We start from the raw sequence: 18814 nt of genomic DNA on the forward strand, positions 1-18814 counted from the left end.
CCCGAACTCAGCAGTGAAACGATGCATCGCCGATGGTAGTGTGGAGCTTCTCCATGTGAGAGTAGGTCATCGTCAAGATTAAATTCCGAAACCCCTATCTGCGTATGCAGGTAGGGGTTTTGTCTTTTCCGGCTTTTTATCTTGGCTTAGGCAGCGCTGTTTTGGCGGCTTGAACGCTTCAGCAGAATGCTTAGACTGGCTGTCCTTGCTCCCACAAATGTGAGCAAGAGCACTAGAATAGAGCCCGACATCTTATTCAGAATCTATTTATGTCCGATCCCGCCGACGTTCGGCCGCTCGCGAATCTGCCCCTCGATCAGTTGGTTGCTTGCCATGAGTGCGACCTGCTGATGCGCAAGCCGGTGCTCAGTCGAGACGAAAAGGCTCAATGCCCGCGCTGCGGGTATGAGCTCTACGCCCACCGTCATAATGTGGTTGAGCGGAGCCTCGCATTGGTCCTGGCTGCTTTACTGCTCTATGTGCCCGCGAACTTCTTGCCAATCATGCAACTCCATCTGTTGGGGCAAAGCGCCGACGATACGGTGTGGAGTGGTGTGATCGGGCTGTATAGCACCGGAATGCGCGGCATCGCTGTTGTGGTGTTCCTGTGCAGCATGGCTATTCCGCTACTTAAACTGCTATGTCAGCTCGCTGTGCTGCTGAGTATTCGTTGGAATGTCGGTAGGAACTACGGATTGCTCCTCTACCGCATTTATCACCATCTGCGCGATTGGGGCATGCTCGAGGTCTATTTCATGGGTGTGCTGGTCGCTATCGTCAAGCTGCTGGATTTGGCCGAGTTGAGCCTTGGGCTGGGGCTCTTGTGTTTCATCAGTTTGTTGCTGGTCCAGGTCTGGCTTGAAGTGGTGATGTCACCACATCAGATCTGGGTAGCTTTATCTGGAGAGGATTTGCATGCGGGCGATTGATGCAGGGGTCCTGATTTGCGGCGAGTGCCATGAGCTCAATCGTCAGGAGCCTGATACTAGCGCCCAGACGTGTACACGCTGCGGTGCGATCGTTCATGCGCGCCGGCCCAATAGCCTGGCCAGAACCTGGGCCTTGCTGATTACTGCAGCCATTCTTTATATCCCGGCGAACCTGCTACCGATCATGACGGTCAGTACGCTGGGGCAGGGTAGTCCGGACACCATCATGTCCGGCGTCATTACCTTGATGAAGCACGGCATGTTGCCAATTGCTGCCGTGGTGTTCATCGCCAGTATTCTGGTGCCGACCTTCAAGCTGGTGGGCATCGCCTTGTTGCTCTATTCAGTGCAGCGTCATCAACCGTTGTCCGCTCGCCAGCGAATCCTCATGTACCGTTTCATCGAGTTCATCGGGCGCTGGTCGATGCTGGATATCTTCGTCATCGCCATTCTCGTGGCGGTGGTCAACTTTGGTCGCATCGCCAGTGTCGAGGCCAACCTGGGGGCGATTGCCTTTGCCAGTGTGGTGATATTGACGATGTTTGCAGCAGTAACTTTCGATCCCCGACTTATCTGGGATAACACGGAGTCGGACGACGACCATGAGTGATTTGCCTACGGCTAGAACCCGCCCCGCTTCGAATTGGTCGGCTATCTGGATTTTGCCTTTGATCGCGCTGGTCATCGGTGGTTGGCTGGGCTGGCAGGCCTACCGGCAGTCTGGCGTAGATATCGAGGTCCGTTTCGAGAGTGGCGAGGGTATCGTCGCGAACAAGACCGAAGTGGTCTACAAAGGTATGCCGGTCGGTAAGGTAAAGAGCCTGGTGCTGGACGCCAAAGGCAGTAATACCGGTGTAATTGCCACCATCGAGATGAGCTCGGCCGCCGAGCCTCATTTGTTGGCCAATACGCGCTTCTGGCTGGTCAAGCCCAGCGTAACGCTCGCGGGCATTACCGGGCTGGAAACGCTGGTTTCCGGTAACTACATCGCGGTCAGCCCAGGAGATGGAGAACCAACCAAGCGATTCGTCGCGCTGCCGGAAGCTCCTCCGTTATCCGATAGTGAGCCGGGGCTGCATCTGACGCTCAAGGCCGACCGGCTGGGTTCGCTCAATCGTGACAGTCCAGTGTTCTACAAGCAGATTCAGGTCGGTCGGGTGAAGAGTTACCGGTTGGCAGAAGACCAGGGCACTGTGGAAATCAAGGTTTTCATTGAGCCGGCTTATGCGCCGTTGGTGCGTAAACACACGCGTTTCTGGAATGCCAGCGGCGTCAGCGTCGATGCCAACCTGTCCGGGGTCAAGATCCGCAGTGAATCATTGGCCAGTATTGTGGCGGGCGGCATTGCCTTTGCCACGCCAGAGCACCGCAAGGACAGCCCGCCCACCGACCCGAGCCTGCCGTTCCGGCTGTATGAAGACTTCGATGCTGCCCAGGCCGGGATTCGGGTAAAGGTGAAGCTGAATGACTTCGAGGGGCTCCAGGCTGGCCGTACCCCGGTCATGTACAAGGGCATCCAGGTTGGCTCGCTGAAGGCTCTCAAGGTCGAGAGCGATCTGAACAGTGCGATGGCCGAGCTCACCCTGGACCCGCTGGCGGAAGACTATCTGGTGGAGGGCACTCAATTCTGGGTGGTCAAGCCCTCGATTTCCCTGGCGGGCATCACCGGTCTCGAGGCCTTGGTCAAGGGTAACTACATCGCGATTCGCCCGGGTGATAAAGGGGCATCCCCGCAGCGTGAGTTCGAAGCCCGCGCCAAGGCCCCTCCGCTCGACTTGAAGGCTCCAGGTCTGCACCTGGTGCTGTTCAGCGACAACCTCGGCTCGCTGGAGGTGGGAAGTCCCGTCCTCTACCGGCAAGTGAAGGTGGGTACGGTGCAGAGCTACCAGTTCTCCCGCAAGCAGCAAAAGCGCCTGCTGATTGGCGTGCACATCGAGCCGGAATACGCGGGCCTGGTCAATGGCTCTACACGGTTCTGGAACGCCAGTGGCATTACCCTTACGGGCGGCCTGTCAGGCATACAGATCAAGAGTGAGTCGCTGCAGAGTTTGATGGCAGGAGGGATATCCTTCGATACACCGGTACCGAACGTTGCTCTCAAGCGACGTATTCCTACATTCCGCCTGCACGAGAATCAGGAGGCGGCGAACCTTTCGGGTACCGCGATCACGATCAAGGTGGCTGATGCCGATGGTCTGAAAGTCGGTACGCCTATTCGCTTCAAGGGGTTGGATGTTGGCAAGGTAGAAGGGGTCGACCTGAGTGCAGACTTGCAATCCGTCTTGCTCAAGGCGCGCATAACCGAAGTGCCGGAGCGAATCGCCAGGGTCGGTACCCAGTTCTGGGTGGTCAAGCCAGCGCTCGGTATCGTCAAGACCGAGAACCTGGGCACTCTGGTGACGGGCCAGTATCTGGAAGTGCAGCCTGCGGCCAAGAGTCCGGGCCCGCAGCGTGACTTCGTGGCCTTGCCCGAGAAGCCAGAGGTCCTTGGGCCTCCAGAGGGCCTGGCGCTTGTGCTGAGTGCGGCGCGACGCGGGTCGATCAAGCCTGGTGTGCCTGTGACTTATCGCGAGATACCGGTCGGCAAGGTGACGGGGTTCGAATTGGGGCAGACGGCGGATCGGGTGCTGATCCACATCTTGATCGAACCGCGTTACGCGGCGTTGGTTCGGGGCGGCAGCCGCTTCTGGAACAGCAGTGGCTTCGGCTTTGAGCTGGGCCTCTTCAAGGGCGCAACGGTACGGACCGAGTCCTTGGAAACCCTGATCCAGGGCGGTATCGCCTTTGCGACGCCGGATGGTGAACAAATCGGCAAGCCGGCATTACCGCAGCAGACCTTCGCGCTGTTCGACAAGGCGGAGGACGAGTGGCTGCAATGGGCGCCGAAAATCCCGCTCGGTAAGTGATCCGCGTCCGGGCCCGGAGGAATTCTCCCCGGGCCCGGATGTGAATAACGCCGCTCTTGTAAGGTGTTCACCAAATTACAGGCAATAAAAAACCGACCCTGAGGTCGGTTTTTTAACAAGCTTGTCGCTTAGGCAGCAGCTTTCAGCGCCTTGATGTGGCCATTCAGACGGCCTTTATGGCGGGCAGCTTTGTTCTTGTGGATGATACCTTTGTCGGCCATACGGTCGATTACAGGTACAGCCAGGGTGTAAGCAGCTTGCGCTTTTTCGGCGTCTTTTGCGTCAATGGCTTTCACTACGTTTTTGATGTAGGTACGAACCATGGAACGCAGGCTGGCGTTGTGGCTGCGACGCTTCTCAGCCTGTTTTGCACGTTTTTTGGCGGAAGGTGAGTTGGCCACCGTCGAGCTCCTCGAAAGACTTGGTAAATAGCAAACAAAATAGGCCGCGAATCATGCCGATGAGTTGACCGGTTGTCAAGGCCGAGGGCGGAGTTCCGCCCAATGGCCAATCTCTCCATCGGGATGATTCCCTTCTGGTGCATGACCTGTAAACTCGGGAGCTTTTGCGCTGCCTCTTTTGCGCGGCGCGCAGTATCGCATATCCGGATGGCTTTCGGCCTGCCCTTCATCTATCTGCCATGAAAAACTTTCGATGAATCTGCTCAAATCCCTGGCTGCGGTCAGCTCCATCACCATGGTGTCGCGTGTGCTGGGTTTTGTACGGGACACCATTCTGGCGCGTATTTTCGGTGCTGGAGTCGCAACTGACGCCTTCTTCATTGCCTTCAAGCTGCCCAATCTGTTGCGCCGGATCTTCGCCGAGGGCGCATTTTCCCAGGCATTTGTGCCGATACTGGCCGAATACAAAACCCAGCAGGGTGAAGAAGCGACCCGCACTTTTGTCGCTTATGTCGCCGGCCTGCTGACCCTGGTGCTGGCACTGGTCACTGTGGTCGGCGTGTTGGCCGCCCCTTGGGTTGTCTGGGCTACGGCACCTGGTTTTGTCGATAGCGAGGAAAAGTTTCACCTCACCACCGATCTGTTACGTGTGACTTTTCCTTATATATTGCTGATCTCGCTGTCATCCCTGGCCGGCGCCATCCTCAATACTTGGAACCGTTTTTCGGTGCCGGCGTTCGTGCCAACCCTGCTCAACGTGGCGATGATTTTCTTCGCGTTGTTCCTCACGCCCTATTTCGATCCGCCGGTCATGGCGCTCGGCTGGGCGGTGCTGGCGGGTGGCCTGTTGCAACTGCTTTATCAACTGCCTCATCTGAAAAAGATTGGCATGTTGGTGCTGCCTCGCCTCAATGTCCGCGATACCGGTGTCTGGCGAGTGCTGAAACAAATGCTGCCAGCGATCCTTGGCGTCTCGGTCAGCCAGATCTCGCTGATCATCAACACCATTTTCGCTTCCTTCCTGGTGGCGGGTTCGGTGTCGTGGATGTACTACGCCGACCGCCTTATGGAGTTGCCTTCCGGCGTCCTGGGCGTGGCGCTGGGCACCATCCTCCTGCCGACCCTGGCCAAGACCTACGCCAATAGGGACCGCCAACAGTATTCGCAGATCCTCGACTGGGGGCTGCGCCTGTGTTTCCTGTTGGTGCTGCCGTGTGCCTTGGCCCTGGCGATCCTCTCGGAGCCCTTGACGGTAGCCTTGTTCCAATATGGCAAGTTCAGCGCGTTCGACGCGCAGATGACCCAGCGTGCGCTGGTTGCCTACTCGGTCGGGCTGCTCGGTATCATCCTGATCAAAGTGCTGGCTCCCGGCTTCTATGCGCAGCAGAACATCCGTACTCCAGTGAAGATCGCGATTTTCACCCTGATCTCGACCCAATTGCTCAACCTGGTATTTGTCGGGCCACTGCAGCATGCCGGACTGGCCTTGGCGATCAGCGTCGGTGCCTGCCTCAATGCCGGTCTGTTGTACTGGAAGTTGCGTCAGCAGCAGCTGTTCGAACCGCAGCCGGGCTGGGGGCGTTTTCTGCTCAAGCTCGTGATTGCGGTGATTTTGATGTCGGCCGTACTGATCGTTGGCCTGATGTTCATGCCGCCTTGGGCGCAGGGCGATATGTTGATGCGGTTCTTGCGGCTGGGCGCGCTGATTGCGGCCGGCATCCTGACCTATTTCGGCAGCCTGTTCCTGTTCGGCTTCCGCCCCCGGGACTTCGCCCGCAAGGCGCTGCACTGACGGACGGCGCGGGCCGGACGTCGGTTTTGTACGATCCACGTCCTGGCTTCGCGCTGTTGCCTGTCGTCGGCGCCCGGGTGTGGTTATAATCGACCACTTTATGAGCAAGAAGCGCGTTATGCAGCTGGTTCGAGGCCTCCACAACCTTCGCCCCCGGCACCGGGGCTGCGTTGCAACTATCGGCAATTTCGACGGTGTTCACCGCGGCCACCAGGCCATCCTGGCGCGTCTGCGTGAGCGCGCGGTAGAGCTGGGTGTGCCCAGTTGCGTGGTCATTTTCGAGCCACAGCCGCGTGAATATTTCGCTCCGGAAACCGCTCCGGCCCGTCTGGCCCGCCTGCGCGACAAGGTGGCCCTGCTGGCTGCCGAAGGTGTCGACCGGGTGTTGTGCCTGGCGTTCAACCAGCGCCTGAGCAGGCTCAGCGCCAGCGAGTTCGTCGAGACCATCCTGGTCGACGGGCTGGGTGTGAAGCACCTTGAGGTCGGTGACGACTTCCGCTTCGGTTGCGACCGTCTCGGCGACTTCGCCTTCCTGCAGGATGCGGGCAACTGCCATGGCTTCTCCGTCGAGGCGGCACAGACCGTCGAACTCGACGGGCTGCGGGTCAGCAGCACGCAGGTTCGCGATGCACTGGCCGCTGCGGACTTCGTGCTGGCCGAGCGCCTGCTGGGGCGGCCATTCCGCATCAGTGGTCGAGTACTGCACGGACAGAAGCTGGCTCGGCAGTTGGGCACGCCCACCGCCAACGTACAACTCAAGCGCCGTCGTGTGCCGTTGAGCGGGGTCTACCTGGTCAGTGTGCCAATCGATGGCAAGGCTTGGCCCGGTGTTGCCAATATTGGCGTGCGGCCAACCGTTTCCGGGGATGGCAGCGCCCACCTGGAAGTGCATCTGCTGGATTTTGCCGGTGATCTGTATGGCCGGCGCCTTACGGTGGAATTCCACCACAAGCTGCGCGAAGAGCAGCGCTTCGCCTCCCTGGAGGCGCTCAAGTCGGCGATCGATGCGGATATCGCCGCCGCACGTGCCCATTGGCACGCTCAACCGCTAACGAAGAGCCTGAAATGACCGACTATAAAGCCACGCTTAACCTTCCGGACACCGCCTTCCCTATGAAGGCCGGCCTGCCACAGCGCGAACCGCAGATCCTGCAGCGCTGGGACAGTATTGGCCTGTACCGGAAGCTGCGCGAAATTGGCAAGGATCGTCCGAAGTTCGTCCTGCACGACGGCCCGCCCTACGCCAACGGCAAGATCCACATCGGTCACGCGCTCAACAAGATTCTCAAGGACATGATTGTCCGCTCCAAGACCCTGTCCGGCTTCGACGCGCCTTATGTTCCGGGCTGGGACTGCCACGGCCTGCCGATCGAGCACAAGGTCGAAGTCACCCATGGCAAGCACCTGACCGCGGACAAGACCCGCGAGCTGTGCCGTGCCTACGCCGCTGAGCAGATCGAAGGCCAGAAGGCCGAGTTCATCCGTCTGGGCGTGCTGGGCGACTGGGACAACCCGTACAAGACCATGGACTTCGCCAACGAGGCCGGCGAAATCCGTGCCCTGGCTGAAATCGTCAAGCACGGTTTCGTGTTCAAGGGGCTGAAGCCGGTCAACTGGTGCTTCGATTGCGGTTCGGCCCTGGCTGAAGCCGAAGTCGAGTACGCCGACAAGAAATCCCAGACCATCGACGTAGCCTTCAAGGCCGCCGATGAAGACAAGCTGGCCGCCGCCTTCGGCCTGGCTTCGCTGCCCAAGCCGGCTTCCATCGTGATCTGGACCACCACCCCGTGGACCATCCCGGCCAACCAGGCGCTGAACATCCATCCGGAATTCACCTACGCCCTGGTCGACGTCGGCGACAAGCTGCTGGTGCTGGCCGAAGAACTGGTCGAGTCCTGCCTCAAGCGTTACTCGCTGGAAGGTTCGGTCATTGCCACCGCGCCGGGCTCGGCGCTGGAACTGATCAACTTCCGCCATCCGTTCTACGACCGTCTGTCGCCTGTTTACCTCGCCGAATATGTCGAGCTGGGCGCCGGTACTGGCGTGGTGCACTCCGCGCCGGCCTACGGTGAGGACGACTTCGTCACCTGCAAGCGCTACGGCATGGTCAACGACGACATCCTGACCCCGGTGCAGAGCAACGGCGTGTACGTCGACTCGCTGGAGTTCTTCGGCGGCCAGTTCATCTGGAAAGCCAACCCGCACATCGTCGACAAGCTGGCCGAAGTCGGCTCGCTGCTGTTCACCGAAACCATCAGCCACAGCTACATGCACTGCTGGCGCCACAAGTCCGCGCTGATCTACCGCGCCACCGCGCAGTGGTTCGTGGGCATGGACAAGCAGCCGGACACCGGCGACACCCTGCGTGAGCGTGCACTCAAGGCTATCGAAGACACCAAGTTCGTCCCGGCCTGGGGCCAGGCGCGCCTGCATTCGATGATCGCCAACCGTCCTGACTGGTGTATCTCGCGTCAGCGTAACTGGGGTGTTCCAATCCCGTTCTTCCTGAACAAGCAGACCGGCGAACTGCACCCGCGCACCGTCGAACTGATGGAAGAAGTGGCCAAGCGCGTCGAGCAAGAAGGCATCGAGGCCTGGTTCAAGCTGGACGCCGCCGAATTGCTGGGTGAAGAGGCTGCCCAGTACGACAAGATCGCCGACACCCTCGACGTCTGGTTCGACTCCGGCACCACGCACTGGCACGTACTGCGCGGTTCGCACAACATCGGCCACGAAGCCGGTCCGCGCGCCGACCTGTACCTGGAAGGTTCCGACCAGCACCGCGGCTGGTTCCACTCCTCGCTGCTGACCGGTTGCGCGATCGACAACCATGCGCCATACCGCGAACTGCTGACCCACGGCTTCACCGTCGACGAAAACGGTCGCAAGATGTCCAAGTCGCTGGGTAACACCATCGAGCCGCAGAAGGTCAACGACACCCTGGGCGCCGACATCATGCGTCTGTGGGTTTCGGCCACCGACTACTCCGGCGAGATGGCGGTTTCCGACCAGATCCTGCAGCGCAGCGCCGATGCCTATCGCCGCATCCGCAACACCGCGCGCTTCCTGCTTTCCAACCTGTCCGGCTTCGACCCGGCCCGCGACCTGCTGCCAGCCGAAGACATGCTGGCACTGGATCGCTGGGCGGTTGACCGTACCCTGCTGCTGCAACGCGAGCTGGAAGAGCACTACAGCGAATACCGTTTCTGGAACGTCTACTCGAAGATCCACAACTTCTGCGTGCAGGAGCTGGGTGGTTTCTACCTGGACATCATCAAGGACCGTCAGTACACCACTGGCACCAACAGCGTTGCCCGTCGTTCTTGCCAGACCGCGCTGTACCACATCTCCGAAGCGCTGGTGCGCTGGATCGCGCCGATCCTGGCGTTCACCGCCGACGAGCTGTGGCAGTACCTGCCGGGCGAGCGCAACGAGTCGGTCATGCTCAACACCTGGTACCAGGGCCTGACTGAGCTGCCGGAAGGCATCGAACTGGATCGCGCCTACTGGGATCGCGTGATGGCGGTGAAGGCCGCGGTCAACAAGGAACTGGAGAACCAGCGTTCGGCCAAGGCCATCGGTGGCAACCTGCAAGCCGAAGTGACCCTGTTCGCCGACGAGTCCCTGGGCAACGATCTGGTCAAGCTGGGCAACGAACTGCGCTTCGTACTGATCACGTCTGCGGCCAGCGTCGCGCCGTTTGTCGAAGCGCCGGCCGATGCCGTGGTTACCGATGTCGCCGGCCTGAAGCTGAAAGTGGTCAAGTCCGGTCACGCCAAGTGCGGCCGTTGCTGGCACTTCCGCGCTGACGTCGGGATCAACCCTGCGCATCCGGAAATCTGCGGTCGTTGCGTCGACAACATCAGCGGCAGCGGTGAGGTGCGTCACTATGCCTAATGTGGCTGCGGGGCGTTTCGGACGCCTTGCCTGGCTCTGGCTGAGCGTGCTGGTCCTGGTCCTTGACCAGGCCAGCAAGTTTTACTTCGAAGGTGCGTTGAGCCTGTACCAGCAGATCGTGGTCATTCCCGACTACTTCAGCTGGACCCTGGCCTACAACACCGGTGCCGCGTTCAGCTTCCTGGCTGACAGCTCCGGCTGGCAGCGCTGGCTGTTTGCCCTGATCGCGGTAGTGGTCAGTGCGGTGCTGGTGGTCTGGCTCAAGCGCCTTGGACGCAACGAAACCTGGCTGGCGGTCGCGCTGGCGCTGGTGCTCGGTGGCGCTCTGGGCAACCTGTACGACCGTATCGTACTGGGCCATGTGGTCGATTTCATTTTGGTGCACTGGCAGAACCGCTGGTACTTCCCGGCCTTCAACCTGGCCGACAGCGCCATTACCGCAGGCGCGGTGATGCTGGCGCTGGATATGTTCAAAAGCAAAAAGTCCGGAGAACCCGTCCATGACTGAAACCCGTATCGGCCAGAACACCGAAGTCACCCTGCACTTCGCACTGCATCTGGAAAACGGCGATACCGTCGACAGCACGTTCGACAAGGCGCCGGCGGTATTCAAAGTGGGCGACGGCAACCTGTTGCCCGGCTTCGAGGCAGCCATCTTTGGCTTCAAGGCGGGCGACAAGCGCAGCGTAGCCGTTGCCCCCGAGAACGCCTTCGGCCAGCCCAACCCGCAGAACGTACAGATCATGCCGCGCTCGCAGTTCCAGGACATGGAGCTGTCCGAGGGCCTGCTGGTCATCTTCAACGACGCGGCCAACGCGGAACTGCCCGGTGTGGTGAAGGCGTTCGACGACGCTCAGGTGACCGTCGACTTCAACCATCCCCTGGCTGGCAAGACCCTGAACTTCGAGGTGGAAATCCTCGGGGTGAAGGCCCTCTGAGCCTGGAGTCCCTCATGCAGATCAAACTCGCCAACCCCCGTGGCTTCTGTGCCGGCGTGGACCGGGCGATCGAAATCGTCAACCGGGCATTGGAGGTCTTCGGACCTCCGATCTACGTCCGCCACGAAGTCGTGCACAACAAGTTCGTCGTCGAAGACCTGCGCGCCCGTGGCGCCATCTTCGTCGAAGAGCTGGATCAGGTGCCGGACGACGTCATCGTGATTTTCAGCGCCCATGGCGTTTCCCAGGCCGTGCGCCAGGAAGCGGCCGGACGTGGCCTGAAAGTCTTCGACGCCACGTGTCCGCTGGTGACCAAGGTGCATATCGAAGTGGCGCGCTACAGCCGCGACGGTAAGGAGTGCATCCTCATCGGCCATGCCGGTCACCCGGAAGTCGAAGGCACCATGGGTCAGTACGACACCGCCAATGGCGGCTCCATCTACCTGGTCGAGGATGAAGAAGATGTCGCCCAGCTTGAGGTGCGCAACCCCGAGCAACTGGCCTTCGTGACTCAGACCACGCTGTCGATGGATGACACCAGTCGCGTTATCGATGCGCTGCGCACGCGCTTCCCCAGCATCGGTGGGCCGCGCAAGGACGACATCTGTTACGCCACGCAAAACCGCCAGGACGCGGTCAAGCAATTGGCCGCCGAGTCCGATGTGGTACTGGTGGTCGGCAGCCCGAACAGCTCCAACTCCAACCGCCTGCGCGAGCTGGCGGAGCGCATGTCGACGCCGGCCTACCTGATCGATGGCGCCGAAGACCTGCAACGCAGCTGGTTCGATGGCGTCGAGCGGATCGGTATCACCGCAGGCGCCTCCGCACCGGAAGTGCTGGTGCGCGGCGTGATTCAGCAGTTACGCGATTGGGGCGCCACAGGGGCTCAGGAACTGGACGGTCGCGAGGAGAACGTCACCTTCTCGATGCCCAAGGAACTGCGGGTTCGCCCGATCAACTGAGCTTCGTTTAGCACAAGGGCTTGTTGGTCGGCTCATGCAGCAGGCTGATACGCCCGCTGCGTGATAGCACGATCTGGTACAGGTTTTCCTGCCTGGGCTCCCCGCACACCTGCAGGGACCCGGACAGGAAAGCACCTCCGTGCCGCAACGGCACTCCCAACCCGCTGAAGCGTACCTGTTGGGCGACCGGCTGATTGCCGATAATCCTCACGTGCCCCTTCGCTGAATACTCTCGTAACAATGGTGTGTCGCTCTGTTCGAGCAGCATGCGCCAACCGTTGCCCCAGCCTCCCTCCATTGCTTGAAGCGTGATCACCCGGTTTCGCAGCAAGGCCTCGCTGCGCGCGGCTCTCAGTGCCTGGGCGAGGTGTTTCGCTGCGGCTTGCTGTTGCAGGTCACTGCTCATTTTGCTGTAGGTCGTTGTTCCGAGCTGGGTCAGCAAAGCCACCAGCGCCAGCGCGAACATCATTTGAATCAGTGTTACGCCCTTTTGCTTCACCGTGCGTTCCTTCCTGGAAGTGCTTCTCTGTAGGTTCGACCGCGAACCGGATGGCGTCGAGTCAGCCAGGTTTGCAGTTTGCCGAGGAATATTCGCGGAGGTGTGCATGGCAAGGAAGCCACAGCAGGGATTGACCCTGATTGAAGTCATGGTTGCGCTGGTGCTGCTGTCGTCAGGGCTGTTGGCGATGGCGGCGTTGCAAGGGCGCGCATTGCAGGGCTCCGATGGCGCCCGGATCACTAGCCAGGTTGCCTGGCTGGCGCAGGGGATGTTGGAGCGGGCGCGTTCGGCGGGCGGTATCGATGCCGCAGACCGGCTTGAGTTTCAGCAGTCGGTCGAGGCGTTTGTCGGCGGGGCAGGGCAAGGAAAGGTTCGGGAAGACGCCGGCCAGGTCCGTGTGAGCATTGGCTGGAGCGAGGAGCGGACTGGCGGTGGGCAGCGGCTCCATGAGCTGGGCGGTGTGCGATGAGGGCGGCAGCGGGTTTCAGCCTGGTCGAGGTGTTGCTGGCGCTGAGCCTCGGTTTGCTGGTGGTCATGGCCGGCAGCCGGGTTTTCATTGCTGCCTTGCAGAGCTGGCAGGCGCAGGAGGTTGCCGCCGGATTACAGGAAGATGCGCGTTTTGTCCTGCAGCGGCTGGCGCGGGATATCCGGATGGCGGGAATGTTCGGCTGCCTGCGGCCTGAGGCCATGACCTTCACAAGTCCGGCCACCGCGCAGGCATTCTCCCGCCCTGTCAGTCTGGAGCGCACGGGTGACGGCACGTTGCACAGCCTCACCTTGATCAGTGCCCAGGCTGGGGAGTTGGGCGGTGCGCCGGACTGGACGCTGATCACGGATTGCCGGACCACTGCCGATGTCGTTGAGGGCGTTGCGCCTCCTCGCGCAGGTACCTTCACGGTACCGCTGCGCCGCCAGGTGTATCGGTTGAACGCCGCCGACCTGTTGCTCAGCAGTGGTGGCAGCAATGCGGTGCTGATTGGAAATATCAGCCGGCTGGACGTCGAGCAGGAAACGGACCTCCTGAAACTCCGCCTCACCCTGGATGATCCGCAACGGCGAGTACGGGCGCAGACCTACCATCTGGCGGTCGCGCTTCGCAACGGGTGGCCCTGATGCGTCGGCGTGCGGCAAAGCAGCATGGAAACGTTCTGCTGCTGTGCATGACGCTGCTGATGTTGTTGGGCTTGCTGGGTCTGTCGGCCATGCAGGGTGCGATCCAGCAGCAACGCATGGCCAGTAATCTGCTGGCTTCGATGCGGGCGTTCGAGTCGGCGGAGCGCCTGTTGCGGGTAGGGGAGGCGCGTCTGCCAGGGGCCGTCATCGGTCCTTGTGGTGTCTGCCTGCCGCCCCCGGAAGCCGAGTGGGTGCAGGCGGCTGGTATCCATCATGGAGGCAGTGGCTCCGGACTTGTCTGGCAGGGTGGGGACGCCGGTCTGTACCTGATCCAGAACCTGGGGCCAAGCAATCGCGCGCGGGGCATGCCGGAAGAGCTGTCCGTCACGCTATTCCGTATTACTGCCATCGGCCTGGAGGGTGAATCCCGGGTCGTCCTTGAAAGCACCTTTGCGTGGCCGGAGCTGCCGGGTGATGTGCCTGCCCGGCGTGTCGCCTGGCGGCAAATATTCTAGGAGTATTCATGCAGCGAACCGAGAAGGGCCTGAGCCTCATTGAATTGTTGATTGTCGTCGCACTGGTCGGCATGCTGGCGAGCATTGCCTACCCCAGCTACAGCGAAATGGTCAAAAAGGCCGCGCGCACGGAAATAGTCGGGATCTTGTTCGAAAGCGCGCAGCACCTGGAGCAGCACCACTCCCGCACCGGTCGCTATACCGACTCCGAAGCGGGGGCGGCCCGACTGCCGGACGGAAACGCCCATTACAGCCTGTATGCCAAGCGCGAAGCCGACAGCTACGTCCTGACTGCCAGACGGCGGGTCGGCGCGGCCATGGCTTCTGACGCCTGCGGCGATTTCGAGCTTGATCATCGAGGAGTGCGGTCCAATCCTTCGCGCGGCGAAGATGCGCGCCTGGGCTGCTGGGGCGGTTGAAGTCATTCATGGCGCCGGGCTGGCGCCGCGGTTCATTTCGGGTACTGGATCTACAGATGACCAAGCAAGTAGTGATTGTGGGTGGCGGTGTGATCGGCCTGCTGACGGCGTTCAACCTGGCCAAGGACGTCGAGCGGGTGGTGGTGTGCGACAAGGGCGAGTTGGGCGGTGAGTCGTCCTGGGCGGGCGGCGGTATCGTTTCGCCGCTTTATCCCTGGCGCTACAGCCCGGCGGTGACTGCCTTGGCGCACTGGTCCCAGGATTTCTATCCACAGCTTGGCGAACATCTGTTCAGCAGCACCGGGGTCGATCCGCAGGTTCATGTGACCGGTCTGTACTGGCTTGATCTGGATGACGAAGCCGAAGCGCTGGCCTGGGCGAAGCGGGAAGGGCGTCCGTTGAGCAAGGTCGCGGTGTCCGAGGCATATGCCGCCGTGCCTGTGCTCGGGCCGGGCTTCAACAGTGCGGTGTACATGGCAGGTGTTGCCAACGTCCGTAATCCGCGCTTGCTGAAGTCACTCAAGGCGGCATTGCAGGCGCTGCCCAACGTTACCCTCCAGGAACATTGCGAAATCACCGGCTTCGTCCGCGAAGGCGAGCGCATTGCCGGCGTCCAGACCACTGCGGGGACTATCGAGGCGGATGAGGTAGTACTCACGGCCGGGGCCTGGAGTGGTGACCTTCTGCGCCTGCTAGGTTTCTCTCTGCCTGTGGAGCCGGTCAAAGGGCAGATGATTCTGTTCAAGTGCGCCGAGGACTTCCTGCCCAGCATGGTCCTGGCCAAGGGGCGCTATGCGATCCCGCGCCGTGATGGCCACATTCTGGTGGGCAGTACGCTGGAGCATGCCGGTTACGACAAGACGCCGACCCCGGACGCGCTGCAAAGCCTGCGGGCTTCGGCGATCGAATTGCTACCGGCGCTGGCGGATGCGACACCGGTAGGGCATTGGGCGGGATTGCGTCCCGGCTCTCCGGAAGGGGTGCCGTACATCGGTCGAGTGCCGGGCTGCGAGGGTCTGTGGCTGAACTGCGGGCATTACCGCAATGGACTGGTGCTGGCGCCAGCTTCCTGCCAATTGTTCAGCGACCTGCTGAGTGGACGCGAGCCGATCATCGATCCGGCACCTTATGCGCCCCACGGGCGCCTGGAAGCGCTCTGACCGGCGGCAGCCGTTGGCCTCAGCGTTTGTCGCTGGGGCCTTGTTCCAGATGTGCCGTGCTGCAATACCACTCGTTGCCGCGATGCAGGGCGCGGTCGTTTGGCAGGTGCACGCCGCAGTGAGAGCAGCGCACCATCTTCAGCGGGGCGTCCAGAGGCGTGGAGGTTGAGGCGGCACTGCCTGCCTTGAACTTGCGCCACAGCCAGAACGCGGCGGCAATCAGGGCAATCCAGAAAAGTAGGCGAACCATGGTGTCCAGCTTATTCAGTGAAGATGCGCCAGTTTAGAAGAGCTGCTGACGGCGGCCAATAAAAAAGGGAGGCCCAAGCCTCCCTTTTTTCATTTCGTTGCGATCAGTCAAACACGCCGAAGGTCATGTAGCTGAACCACGAACGGTCATCATTGTTGCCTTCGGCTTCGTGATGCTCTTCCTGCATCACATCACCGTCTTTAGGCAGCAGATCTTCCGGAATCGCTTCCTTGGCATCTTCGTACTGCTTGATCACGTCCTGGTTGGCGCGGGTTTCACCCGGCGGCAGCGGCGCGGCGGTTTCGATCAGGCCCAGCGTGGCCTTGGACAGCCAGCCGCGGTTGTCGGCTTCTTCCTGACGCGGCACGAACTGACCGTCAACCAGGCTCGGATGGTCAGGGTAGTTGAGCTTCAGGGTTTCCAGGCTGGTGGCAGCCAGGTCGTCCAGGTGCAGACGCTGGTAGGCCTCGACCATCACGGCCAGACCGTCGCCGACCGATGGGGTTTCCTGGAAGTTCTCGACCACATAGCGACCGCGGTTGGCGGCGGCGACGTAGGCCTGACGGGTCAGGTAGTAGTCGGCAACGTGGATTTCGTAGGAAGCCAGCAGGTTGCGCAGGTAGATCATCCGCTGCTTGGCATCAGGCGCGTAGCGGCTGTTGGGGTAGCGGCTGGTCAGCTGGGCAAATTCGTTGTACGAGTCGCGGGCGGCACCCGGGTCACGCTTGGTCATGTCCAGCGGCAGGAAGCGCGCCAGCAGGCCACGGTCCTGGTCGAAAGACGTCAGGCCCTTCAGGTAGTAGGCGTAGTCGACGTTCGGGTGCTGGGGGTGCAGGCGAATGAAACGCTCTGCCGCGGACTTGGCCGCTTCAGGCTCGGCGTTCTTGTAGTTCGCGAAGATCAGCTCAAGCTGCGCCTGGTCTGCGTAGCGACCGAACGGATAACGCGACTCCAGTGCCTTCAGTTTCGCGGTGGCGCTGGTATAGCTGTGGTTGTCCAGGTCAGCTTGCGCCTGCTGGTACAACTCGGCTTCGCTCAGGTTTTCGTCGACGACTTCCTTCGAAGAACAAGCAGCGGTCAGTCCGAGGATGGCGATCAGCAGCAGGTGTTTCACTTGCATGGCGGCTTGCGTCCCTATGACGGCCGCTGTCTTGGGCGTGGCCGTCCTGTTATGATGAGCGCCCCGTGGAACCCTCGGGGCAAAAGACGCCGTATTTAACCACAAGCGCGCAGCCGAAACCAAAGGCTGTGCCGTCGCCTGATTCGAGCATGTCCGAGATCATTCAACTTAGCGCAGAGGTGCCGTCCGAATTGGGCGGTCAACGCCTCGACCAAGTCGCCGCCCAATTATTCGCTGAGCACTCGCGCTCGCGCCTATCCGCCTGGATCAAAGAGGGCCTACTGACCGTCGATGGCAATGTCGTGCGCCCGCGTGACATCGTCCATGGCGGTGCCATCCTGGCCCTCGAGGCCGAGCAGGAAGCCCAGGGCGAGTGGATCGCCCAGGACATCGCGCTGGACATCGTCTACGAAGACGACCAGATCCTGGTGATCAACAAGCCAACTGGCCTGGTGGTTCACCCGGCTGCCGGTCATGCCGACGGCACCCTGCTCAATGCCCTGTTGCACCACGTCCCGGACATCATCAATGTGCCGCGTGCCGGCATCGTCCATCGCCTGGACAAGGACACCACCGGTCTGATGGTGGTGGCCAAGACCCTGGAAGCGCAGACCAACCTGGTCGCGCAGTTGCAGAGTCGCACGGTCAGCCGCATCTATGAGTGCATCGTGGTGGGCGTGGTGACTGCTGGTGGCAAGATCAATGCCCCTATCGGCCGCCACGGCTCGCAACGCCAGCGCATGGCGGTGATGGACAGCGGCAAGCCGGCCATCAGCCACTACCGTGTTCTGGAGCGCTTCCGCTCCCACACGCATGTGCGGGTCAAGCTGGAGACCGGGCGTACCCACCAGATTCGGGTGCATATGGCTCACGTCAACTTCCCGCTGGTAGGTGACCCCGTCTATGGCGGGCGCTTCCGCATTCCGCCAGCCGCCAACCCCACCATGGTTGATGCACTCAAGACCTTCCCGCGTCAGGCGCTGCACGCGCGCTTCCTGGAACTGGCGCATCCGACCACCGGTCAGCGCATGAAGTGGGAATCGCCGCTGCCGGATGATTTCGTCTGGATGCTGTCGCTGCTCAAGCAGGACCGCGAGGCGTTCGTCGGATGAGCCTCCTGGCTCCCAGCCTGCTGATTCCGGACTGGCCAGCGCCAGCCCGGGTCAGGGCGTGCGTGACAACGCGCGCGGGCGGGACCAGCCAGGTGCCTTACGACACGCTCAACCTCGGTGACCATGTTGGCGATGCGCCGGCAGCGGTGGCCGAAAACCGCCGGCGTCTGACCGAAGAATGTACCGTTCGTCCGGCCTGGCTCAAGCAGGTGCATGGTCTTGCGGTGGCTTATGCCGACCCGCAGGTGATTGCTGAAGCCGACGCCAGTTGGACAGATATTCCCGGTATCGCCTGCACGGTGATGACCGCCGACTGTCTGCCCGCGCTGTTCTGTGATCGCGCGGGCACCCGGGTAGCTGCGGCGCATGCCGGCTGGCGCGGTCTGGCGGGCGGTGTGCTGGAAGCCACGCTGGACACCCTGGCAGTGGATCCCAAGGATGTTCTGGTCTGGCTGGGTCCGGCCATCGGGCCGCAGGCCTTCGAAGTGGGCGCCGAGGTTCGCGAGGCGTTCATGGCCATTCATCCTCAAGCCGCTTCGGCTTTCGTGCCCGGCGCCCAGCCAGGCAAGTTCATGGCCGACATCTATGCCCTGGCGCGTATTCGCCTGGTTGCGCGAGGTGTCGAGGCTGTCTATGGCGGTGGTTACTGCACAGTGACCGACTCGCGCTTCTTCTCTTATCGACGCAATCCGCACACGGGTCGCTTCGCATCCTTGGTCTGGCTCGAACCCAACTGACCTGAGTCAACGGCGTCAGCCTTGAATCTTCCAAAATGATCCACATCTACAGTGGTATCTCAGG

20 protein-coding genes are annotated in these 18814 nt (G+C 61.3%); 16 read left to right on the forward strand and 4 right to left on the reverse strand.

The window, feature by feature from the left end; all coding sequences use genetic code 11:
• Positions 1–269: 269 nt before the first annotated feature.
• Genes CKW37_RS04820 through CKW37_RS04830 form a run of 3 tightly spaced genes read left to right on the forward strand, consistent with a single transcriptional unit; the run spans position 270 to position 3835 of the window.
• A complete protein-coding gene (locus CKW37_RS04820) occupies positions 270–929 on the forward strand; it encodes a paraquat-inducible protein A (protein WP_095154370.1) in 660 nt (219 codons plus the stop codon).
• Entirely contained in the window at positions 916–1539 is a 624-nt protein-coding gene (locus tag CKW37_RS04825) for a paraquat-inducible protein A (RefSeq protein ID WP_095154372.1), read from the forward strand. The genes CKW37_RS04820 and CKW37_RS04825 overlap by 14 nt, the downstream gene beginning before the upstream one ends.
• Complete coding sequence (locus CKW37_RS04830; protein WP_095154374.1) at positions 1532–3835, forward strand: PqiB family protein; 2304 nt, start codon at positions 1532–1534, stop codon at positions 3833–3835. Before CKW37_RS04825 ends, CKW37_RS04830 begins: the two co-directional genes overlap by 8 nt.
• A 128-nt stretch (positions 3836–3963) precedes the next feature.
• On the opposite strand, the gene rpsT is transcribed toward CKW37_RS04830, so the two are convergent.
• Positions 3964–4236 (reverse strand): 30S ribosomal protein S20, encoded by a 273-nt coding sequence (gene rpsT / locus CKW37_RS04835; RefSeq protein ID WP_095154376.1) that lies wholly within the window; start codon positions 4234–4236, stop codon positions 3964–3966.
• 253 nt (positions 4237–4489) lie between these two features.
• Here rpsT and murJ point away from each other — a divergent pair, with 253 nt between their 5' ends.
• The 6 genes from murJ (at position 4490) to ispH (ending at position 11825) form a co-directional block, all read left to right on the forward strand.
• Positions 4490–6028, forward strand: coding sequence for a murein biosynthesis integral membrane protein MurJ (gene murJ, locus CKW37_RS04840; protein WP_095154378.1), 1539 nt, complete (start codon positions 4490–4492; stop codon positions 6026–6028).
• A 118-nt stretch (positions 6029–6146) separates the two neighbouring features.
• Positions 6147–7097, forward strand: coding sequence for a bifunctional riboflavin kinase/FAD synthetase (gene ribF / locus CKW37_RS04845; protein ID WP_095154380.1), 951 nt, complete (start codon positions 6147–6149; stop codon positions 7095–7097).
• Positions 7094–9925, forward strand: a complete 2832-nt coding sequence (gene ileS / locus CKW37_RS04850) for an isoleucine--tRNA ligase (protein WP_095154382.1) — start codon at positions 7094–7096, stop codon at positions 9923–9925. The genes ribF and ileS overlap by 4 nt, the downstream gene beginning before the upstream one ends.
• Positions 9918–10433 (forward strand): signal peptidase II, encoded by a 516-nt coding sequence (gene lspA, locus CKW37_RS04855; RefSeq protein ID WP_095154383.1) that lies wholly within the window; start codon positions 9918–9920, stop codon positions 10431–10433. Before ileS ends, lspA begins: the two co-directional genes overlap by 8 nt.
• Entirely contained in the window at positions 10426–10863 is a 438-nt protein-coding gene (fkpB, locus tag CKW37_RS04860; protein ID WP_095154384.1) for an FKBP-type peptidyl-prolyl cis-trans isomerase, read from the forward strand. The genes lspA and fkpB overlap by 8 nt, the downstream gene beginning before the upstream one ends.
• 14 nt (positions 10864–10877) lie before the next feature.
• A complete protein-coding gene (ispH, locus tag CKW37_RS04865) occupies positions 10878–11825 on the forward strand; it encodes a 4-hydroxy-3-methylbut-2-enyl diphosphate reductase (RefSeq protein WP_095154386.1) in 948 nt (315 codons plus the stop codon).
• Between the two features lie 7 nt (positions 11826–11832).
• On the opposite strand, the gene CKW37_RS04870 is transcribed toward ispH, so the two are convergent.
• Positions 11833–12324 (reverse strand): GspH/FimT family protein, encoded by a 492-nt coding sequence (locus CKW37_RS04870; protein WP_095154387.1) that lies wholly within the window; start codon positions 12322–12324, stop codon positions 11833–11835.
• A gap of 106 nt (positions 12325–12430) precedes the next feature.
• Between CKW37_RS04870 and pilV the strand changes: the two genes are divergently transcribed.
• From pilV to thiO, 5 genes are read left to right on the forward strand one after another with little or no spacing between them, the layout of a single operon-like run.
• Positions 12431–12793, forward strand: a complete 363-nt coding sequence (gene pilV, locus CKW37_RS04875; protein WP_095154389.1) for a type IV pilus modification protein PilV — start codon at positions 12431–12433, stop codon at positions 12791–12793.
• On the forward strand, positions 12790–13437 hold the full coding sequence (locus CKW37_RS04880) for a PilW family protein (protein WP_095154391.1): 648 nt from the start codon (positions 12790–12792) through the stop codon (positions 13435–13437). The genes pilV and CKW37_RS04880 overlap by 4 nt, the downstream gene beginning before the upstream one ends.
• Positions 13437–13952, forward strand: coding sequence for a pilus assembly protein PilX (locus tag CKW37_RS04885; RefSeq protein ID WP_143501902.1), 516 nt, complete (start codon positions 13437–13439; stop codon positions 13950–13952). The genes CKW37_RS04880 and CKW37_RS04885 overlap by 1 nt, the downstream gene beginning before the upstream one ends.
• 8 nt (positions 13953–13960) lie before the next feature.
• A complete protein-coding gene (locus tag CKW37_RS04890; protein WP_095154395.1) occupies positions 13961–14371 on the forward strand; it encodes a type IV pilin protein in 411 nt (136 codons plus the stop codon).
• A gap of 56 nt (positions 14372–14427) precedes the next feature.
• Positions 14428–15531, forward strand: a complete 1104-nt coding sequence (gene thiO, locus CKW37_RS04895; protein ID WP_095154396.1) for a glycine oxidase ThiO — start codon at positions 14428–14430, stop codon at positions 15529–15531.
• Between the two features lie 19 nt (positions 15532–15550).
• Here the strand turns inward: thiO and CKW37_RS04900 are convergent, their stop codons facing one another.
• Both CKW37_RS04900 and CKW37_RS04905 read right to left on the reverse strand, forming a co-directional pair.
• On the reverse strand, positions 15551–15781 hold the full coding sequence (locus tag CKW37_RS04900; protein ID WP_095154398.1) for a PP0621 family protein: 231 nt from the start codon (positions 15779–15781) through the stop codon (positions 15551–15553).
• A gap of 103 nt (positions 15782–15884) precedes the next feature.
• Positions 15885–16901, reverse strand: coding sequence for an outer membrane protein assembly factor BamD (locus CKW37_RS04905; RefSeq protein ID WP_095154400.1), 1017 nt, complete (start codon positions 16899–16901; stop codon positions 15885–15887).
• 149 nt (positions 16902–17050) lie between these two features.
• Between CKW37_RS04905 and rluD the strand changes: the two genes are divergently transcribed.
• Both rluD and pgeF read left to right on the forward strand, forming a co-directional pair.
• Positions 17051–18013: a 23S rRNA pseudouridine(1911/1915/1917) synthase RluD gene (gene rluD / locus CKW37_RS04910; RefSeq protein WP_095154402.1), complete on the forward strand. Its 963-nt coding sequence runs from the start codon at positions 17051–17053 to the stop codon at positions 18011–18013.
• Positions 18010–18750 carry a peptidoglycan editing factor PgeF gene (gene pgeF, locus CKW37_RS04915; RefSeq protein ID WP_095154404.1) on the forward strand — a complete coding sequence of 247 codons (741 nt, stop codon included), beginning with the start codon at positions 18010–18012 and terminating at the stop codon, positions 18748–18750. Before rluD ends, pgeF begins: the two co-directional genes overlap by 4 nt.
• The last annotated feature ends 64 nt before the right edge of the window (positions 18751–18814 follow it).

Source organism: Pseudomonas sp. Irchel 3E13, from assembly GCF_900187455.1.
Taxonomy (GTDB): Bacteria; Pseudomonadota; Gammaproteobacteria; order Pseudomonadales; family Pseudomonadaceae; genus Aquipseudomonas.

Coding starts and splice junctions, on each gene's coding strand:
- CKW37_RS04820 (WP_095154370.1), top strand. CDS start 270: ATGTCCGATCCCGCCGACGTTCGGCCGCTCGCGAATCTGCCCCTCGAT.
- CKW37_RS04825 (WP_095154372.1), top strand. CDS start 916: ATGCGGGCGATTGATGCAGGGGTCCTGATTTGCGGCGAGTGCCATGAG.
- CKW37_RS04830 (WP_095154374.1), top strand. CDS start 1,532: ATGAGTGATTTGCCTACGGCTAGAACCCGCCCCGCTTCGAATTGGTCG.
- murJ (WP_095154378.1), top strand. CDS start 4,490: ATGAATCTGCTCAAATCCCTGGCTGCGGTCAGCTCCATCACCATGGTG.
- ribF (WP_095154380.1), top strand. CDS start 6,147: ATGCAGCTGGTTCGAGGCCTCCACAACCTTCGCCCCCGGCACCGGGGC.
- ileS (WP_095154382.1), top strand. CDS start 7,094: ATGACCGACTATAAAGCCACGCTTAACCTTCCGGACACCGCCTTCCCT.
- lspA (WP_095154383.1), top strand. CDS start 9,918: ATGCCTAATGTGGCTGCGGGGCGTTTCGGACGCCTTGCCTGGCTCTGG.
- fkpB (WP_095154384.1), top strand. CDS start 10,426: ATGACTGAAACCCGTATCGGCCAGAACACCGAAGTCACCCTGCACTTC.
- ispH (WP_095154386.1), top strand. CDS start 10,878: ATGCAGATCAAACTCGCCAACCCCCGTGGCTTCTGTGCCGGCGTGGAC.
- pilV (WP_095154389.1), top strand. CDS start 12,431: ATGGCAAGGAAGCCACAGCAGGGATTGACCCTGATTGAAGTCATGGTT.
- CKW37_RS04880 (WP_095154391.1), top strand. CDS start 12,790: ATGAGGGCGGCAGCGGGTTTCAGCCTGGTCGAGGTGTTGCTGGCGCTG.
- CKW37_RS04885 (WP_143501902.1), top strand. CDS start 13,437: ATGCGTCGGCGTGCGGCAAAGCAGCATGGAAACGTTCTGCTGCTGTGC.
- CKW37_RS04890 (WP_095154395.1), top strand. CDS start 13,961: ATGCAGCGAACCGAGAAGGGCCTGAGCCTCATTGAATTGTTGATTGTC.
- thiO (WP_095154396.1), top strand. CDS start 14,428: ATGACCAAGCAAGTAGTGATTGTGGGTGGCGGTGTGATCGGCCTGCTG.
- CKW37_RS04900 (WP_095154398.1), bottom strand. CDS start 15,781: ATGGTTCGCCTACTTTTCTGGATTGCCCTGATTGCCGCCGCGTTCTGG.
- CKW37_RS04905 (WP_095154400.1), bottom strand. CDS start 16,901: ATGCAAGTGAAACACCTGCTGCTGATCGCCATCCTCGGACTGACCGCT.
- rluD (WP_095154402.1), top strand. CDS start 17,051: ATGTCCGAGATCATTCAACTTAGCGCAGAGGTGCCGTCCGAATTGGGC.
- pgeF (WP_095154404.1), top strand. CDS start 18,010: ATGAGCCTCCTGGCTCCCAGCCTGCTGATTCCGGACTGGCCAGCGCCA.